Genomic DNA, 4954 nt, shown 5'->3' with positions numbered 1-4954 from the left:
CAGCCGGCCGCGCCAGCGGACGCCCAAACGAGTGCGAGCCCCGCGAGCATGCCCTTTAGGCTGAGGGCATGAATAACACCAGAAGGGCAACGCTCATTTGGTCGCTGGGGGCAGTTATTTTCTCTCTCATCGGCGTATCCACCGCACTGGGCTCTAACGGAGCCTGGTATCTCATTGTTTCGGCCGTCATTCTTCTTCTCGCCGGCGTTGTATTCGCCGCCCGGGCGCTGCTCTGCTTGCGCGCTACGAAGGAGTCAACGCCTGGTTCGGCGTAGGCGCATCTTCGTGGTTGTCCGTCTGCTGCGGGCCCGGTCGTCCCCTCCCCGCTGCTGACTCATTTACTCATCGTGAGTAAATGAGTAGTTCGGTCTGTGGGCTGTCCGCTGGCAGGATGATTCGATGACCAAGCGGAGTGCGGCGCCGAAGGCGGAGTGGGTGTTGATGTACCGCAGCGGGCTGAGCCGTTCCCGGATCGCTGAGGTGACCGGCGTACCCGGCTCGACCGTCGGCTATCACCTCTCGGTGGCGAGGGCCGCGGATCCTGGTCTTGAGTCCGCGCACAAAGAAGCTATGTGCGGGAATACGCCCCGTGTCAGCGCACACGGTTTGGAGCGGATACGGGAGCTGGTGGCGGTGGTGCAGGAAACGGGCCGGTATCCTTCCCCGAGGGCCGGGACGGCAGCTGAGCGGAGCCTGGGGGTATGGCTGGAGCGGCGACGCCGCGAAGCCGCCCAGGGGACGCTGGCGCCCGAGTACCGGACCGGGCTCGGCGTGCTGCCGGGATGGCAGGGCGCAGCCCGCGCAGCGACCGACGAGGCCAGGTGGCAGGACAGGCTGGCTGCCCTGGTGAGGTACCGGGCGGCCGGGCATGACTGGCCGCGGCACAAAGCCACCGTGACCGGTGAGGAACACGAACTGGGCGTGTGGTTGCATACCCAGCGCTACAAGGCCCGCCGCAGCGAGCTGGAACCAGCGAAGGCGCAGGCGCTGGATGAATCGGTGCCGGGTTGGCGTACCGGACGGCAACGGGGACGGAAACCCGGTGTGCCGGGCAGCTGAGAATTTAAGGCGGGAAGGCCGGCACAAGTGAACTGCTCCCCGAAAGTTGGACTGAGAAATCGGTCCTTCTATCGGGGAGCAGTTTTATGCAGGACAGTAGTTCGTTATCTGAGGAGCAGCGCGAGGCCGCGGTAGCGTTGTTCGAGATTGGTTGGGGCGCGAAGGCAGCGGCGACGAGGATCGGGGTCCGTTCTAAAGCTGTCATCCGTATCCATAACCTGTGGAGAGTTCGCGGAGGGACGGCGCTGGTGACCAAATCAACCCATCGGAAGTTCACGTTTGAGTTCAAACTCGATGCGGTCCGTCGGTTCCTGGCCGGGGAGAGCCAGGTCGCCCTGGCGAAGGAGCTCCAACTCTCTTCGCCGGATCTGATCAAGAAGTGGGCGAGGCGATACCGCAACGAGGGCGAAGACGGTTTACGCCCGAAACCGCCCGGACGACCACCCTCATCTCTCAAGGTGCCGGCAGAGTCGGAGTCGGAGCTGCAGCGGCTTCGCCGCGAGAACGAGCGGTTGCGGGCAGAGGTGGCCTTCCTGGGAAAAGTAAACGCCTTGAGGGACGAGGAACGGCGCTAAAGGTCCGCGCTGTCATCGCTCTCAAGGCCCAACACCGGTTGGAAGTTCTTCTGGACGTCGCTGGCGTGCCCCGGTCCACGTTCTTCTATCACCAAGCTCGGCTGCTCGCCCCTGACCCGCAAGCAGACCTCAAGGCAGCGGTCACGGGCATCTTTGAGAAGAGCCACGCCCGGTACGGACACCGCCGCATCCATATCGAACTGGTCAAACAAGGCTGGACGGTCGCGAAGAAGACCGTGCTAAAGCTGATGCGGTTACTGCGGCTGGTCTGCAAGGTTCGACGGAAGAAGCGCTACAACTCTTACCAAGGCGAGCAGGGCGTCGTGGCCCCGAACCTACTGAAGCGGGAATTTGATGCGGATGCCCCGAACGAGAAATGGGTGACCGATGTGACCGAGTTCAGCGTTGGCGACAGGAAACTCTACCTGTCCCCGGTGATGGATCTCTTTGACCGGCAGATCATCTCCTACGCCATTGGACTCTCGCCCAATCTGGAGCTCACGAACTCCTCGCTGCGCGCCGCCCTGGCCACCCTGGAGGTCGGGCAGAAGCCGCTCGTGCACTCAGACCAAGGATTTCAATATCAGCACACCTCTTGGCGCAAACTCCTGCAGGAAGCCGGCGCCGTTCAGTCGATGTCCCGCAAAGCCAACTGTTACGACAACGCCGTCATGGAGAACTTCTTCGGCCACCTCAAGGAAGAGCTCTTTCACCGCGTCCGATTCCTCAACACCGATGCCCTGGCAACGGCGCTGCACGACTACATCAGTTGGTACAACACCGAAAGAATTTCCACCACGCTTAAGGGTCTTAGCCCGGTACAGTATCGCGCTCAGATGCTTGCCGCGTAGGTCCCTCTTCGCCAAACCTCATCGGTACGCCCCGCTGCGCCGCGTCTCCGCCCCACAGCAGCCGGGACATGGATAGCCACTTTGCTCTCTTCGTGGTGTTCTTATAGCAGTTCATTAGCTCAACGGGGGAAGCTATGGGGTCACTGCAGATCACGGCAGCAGCGGCGTTGGTTGTTCTAGTAGCAGTCAATGGTTGCTCGACGACGCAGCCAGATCCCGCCCCAGAGACGTCCCATCCGCGGCTGCAGCTGGCCTCTAATTTGACCTGTGAAGATGCATGGCGAGGCAGTCCTCCTCCCGCCCCCGAAGCTCCCGCTGCCCAAGGTATTTCATCGCTTTCCTGGGCGGGTAGCCCTGCATACTATTCTTGGCCCGTCCGGGATGAAATGAACGGGTACCCCTTCACGGGCAACGGAGGAAAGAAATACGGGGCATGGAAGACGCCGATAACTGTGGCAGCGGGATCTGGGGAACGGACCATCACTATCGACGCCCCGTCAGACGCTTCCCTCATCATCGCCTCGGCATCAGACTGGGAAACCAGCGAAGCAGTCCTCCATGGAGACCCTGACATACCCACGTCTTACACGGTCACCCCATGTGGGGAACGACCTGCCCAGTTCCCGGGGCTGACGTTGGTCCAGGGGCCAGCCTGTGTTGTTATCAGAGTGACGGAGCAAGCGACCGCCACGTCCTCCACCGTTTCAGTGCCCATGTATGGAGGCGCTTGCCCATAACCCGGTCGTCCGCGGAAGCCATGCCGGTAATGCGAAGTCTTGAATGAGCACTCGCTTTAGCATCCATAGAACTACCATCCACGAAGAAGTCCCCGTCCCAAACGGGACGAGGACTTCTTAGAACAGCCGTCACCGGCCGATAGAGTGGAACACGCACAATCACGAGTCCAACTTTCGGGGACCAGTTCAAAGTGGTGCCGGCCTTCCCTGTTTTCCCTCAGCAAAAGGAAACTTTGTGGGGCAGCGTCGTCGGTGCCGGTGTTAGAGCTCGTCGTCGAGCTGCAGCTCGTCGAGCCGGTGGTCTTTCACGGGAAAGTCTACGGGGCCGAGGCCCTGGTCTTCTGCGGTGAGCAGGCGCAGCTCCAACAGGTCTTCGGCCGCGCTGGCTTCGGGGCCGACTGTGTCGTCTTCGGTCCTGCGGAATTCTGCTGCCACGGGGTGCTCCCTGGGTGATCGGACGGCGGTGTCCTTTCACCCTAGCCGCGGTTCCTGCCGGTTGGCTGGCAAGGTGCTTCGCCGGCGCACTCACGGCCGGGAACGGGGCGTTGGCCGGACCCCTGTGCGGGGTCCGGCCGTGGAGGTTAGGTCCGTGCTGGCGGGGTGTAGGCGGTGGCTTTGTTCCGGGCGACGTCGGCGACGAGTCCGCGGTTGATCAGTTCGGCGAGCAGGGACGCGAGTCGGAAGTCGGTGACGTCGTCCATGGCGAGTTTGAAGTAGCGGGCGGCGAAGCTTGCTTTGCCTTTGAGCCATTCGAGCCAGCCGATCAGGCACAGCATTGGTGCGCGCTGGCCTTCCGGGGTGGTTTTCATCAGTTCGAACGCGAGTTCCTGGGCGTGGTCCACGCGGGCCCAGTCGGGCCGGCCTTTGACGATTCCGAGGATGACGGCGGTGAATTGTTCCGGGGCGGTGGTGATGACGTCGGCGAGCAGGTAGTCCCTGACGGTGGGGTGCTGGAACGCTCCGGCCAGTTCCCGGGCGCTTTCGGCGGTGAGGGTGGCGGGGTCGTTCAGGATCTTCTCCCAGAGGGCGCGGGCGCCGTCCAGGTCTTCGGGCCAGCCCTGCGGGATCTCCGAGGCAATGGCTTCGGCGGTGGCCGGGTCGCCGGTGAACGGTGCGGGTTCGGCGATGCCGGTGATGTTGCTGCCGGTGTAGATCAGGGCGGCGTTGCCGTTGCTGTCCGTGATGGCTTCCAGCGGCTGGTCGGTGCAGCAGGAGGGGTCTGTGCAGAGGTAGTTCCGCCAGTGGTTGCTGGTGATGATCCATGCGTCTTTCAGGGGCATCTTGGCGAGGGCGAGTTCGTTGCTTAGCGCGTCGACGTGGTCGCGGTAGGGGCGGCCGTCGTCGGGGCTGGTTTCGTCGGTGTAGATGACCAGGATGGTGCCGGTGGCGTTCTCGTCGGCGCAGAGGTAGGTCACGATGGTCTGGGCGTAGTCGGCCGGGGCGGCTTCGGCCGGGGCGTCCACGCGCAGGGTCGCGCCGAGGCGTTTGTCGTTCAGGGTCAGCAGTACGAAGGATTCTTCCGGCTGGTGGCCCAGGCTGTGCGGGATGTACGCGAGGATGTCGGCGGGGCCGGTGAATTTCAATGATTCAGTCATGGTTTTTGTCCTTTGCTGAGGATTCGGTGGGTGGGGCGGCTCAGGTGACCGGCCAGCTTCCCCTCTCCCCCCGTTGTTTTTTTGCCTGCTGGCGAAGCTTGCGTAGCTGTGCCCGACGGAGGCCCTGTCCACCCGAA

General features: G+C 62.9%; 6 protein-coding genes. 4 read left to right on the top strand and 2 right to left on the bottom strand.

Annotated elements, in window-relative coordinates:
• Positions 1 to 68 precede the first annotated feature (68 nt).
• The 4 genes from BS38_RS27350 to BS38_RS0123855 all read left to right on the top strand — a co-directional run bounded on the left by BS38_RS27350 (position 69) and on the right by BS38_RS0123855 (position 2485).
• A complete protein-coding gene (locus BS38_RS27350; protein WP_156037248.1) occupies positions 69 to 275 on the top strand; it encodes a hypothetical protein in 207 nt (68 codons plus the stop codon).
• Positions 276 to 399: 124 nt separating this feature from the next.
• On the top strand, positions 400 to 1059 hold the full coding sequence (locus BS38_RS0123865; RefSeq protein WP_028273002.1) for a Helicase associated domain protein: 660 nt from the start codon (positions 400 to 402) through the stop codon (positions 1057 to 1059).
• Between the two features lie 86 nt (positions 1060 to 1145).
• The gene (locus BS38_RS0123860; protein WP_028273001.1) at positions 1146 to 1634 is read left to right on the top strand and encodes a helix-turn-helix domain-containing protein; all 489 of its coding nucleotides are present in this window, start codon (positions 1146 to 1148) and stop codon (positions 1632 to 1634) included.
• A gap of 38 nt (positions 1635 to 1672) precedes the next feature.
• Positions 1673 to 2485: an IS3 family transposase gene (locus BS38_RS0123855; protein ID WP_197025034.1), complete on the top strand. Its 813-nt coding sequence runs from the start codon at positions 1673 to 1675 to the stop codon at positions 2483 to 2485.
• 998 nt (positions 2486 to 3483) lie between these two features.
• Here BS38_RS0123855 and BS38_RS27515 read toward each other — a convergent pair.
• Positions 3484 to 3657: a hypothetical protein gene (locus tag BS38_RS27515; RefSeq protein WP_197025033.1), complete on the bottom strand. Its 174-nt coding sequence runs from the start codon at positions 3655 to 3657 to the stop codon at positions 3484 to 3486.
• Positions 3658 to 3803: 146 nt separating this feature from the next.
• Positions 3804 to 4817, bottom strand: coding sequence for a DUF4192 domain-containing protein (locus BS38_RS0123845; RefSeq protein ID WP_028272999.1), 1014 nt, complete (start codon positions 4815 to 4817; stop codon positions 3804 to 3806).
• Positions 4818 to 4954 lie beyond the last annotated feature (137 nt).

This window comes from Arthrobacter sp. UNC362MFTsu5.1, from assembly GCF_000685965.1.
Lineage (GTDB): Bacteria > Actinomycetota > Actinomycetes > Actinomycetales > Micrococcaceae > Arthrobacter.
Note: the sequence above shows the minus strand (reverse complement) of the source record. Positions and strands in the feature narration are given on the sequence as shown.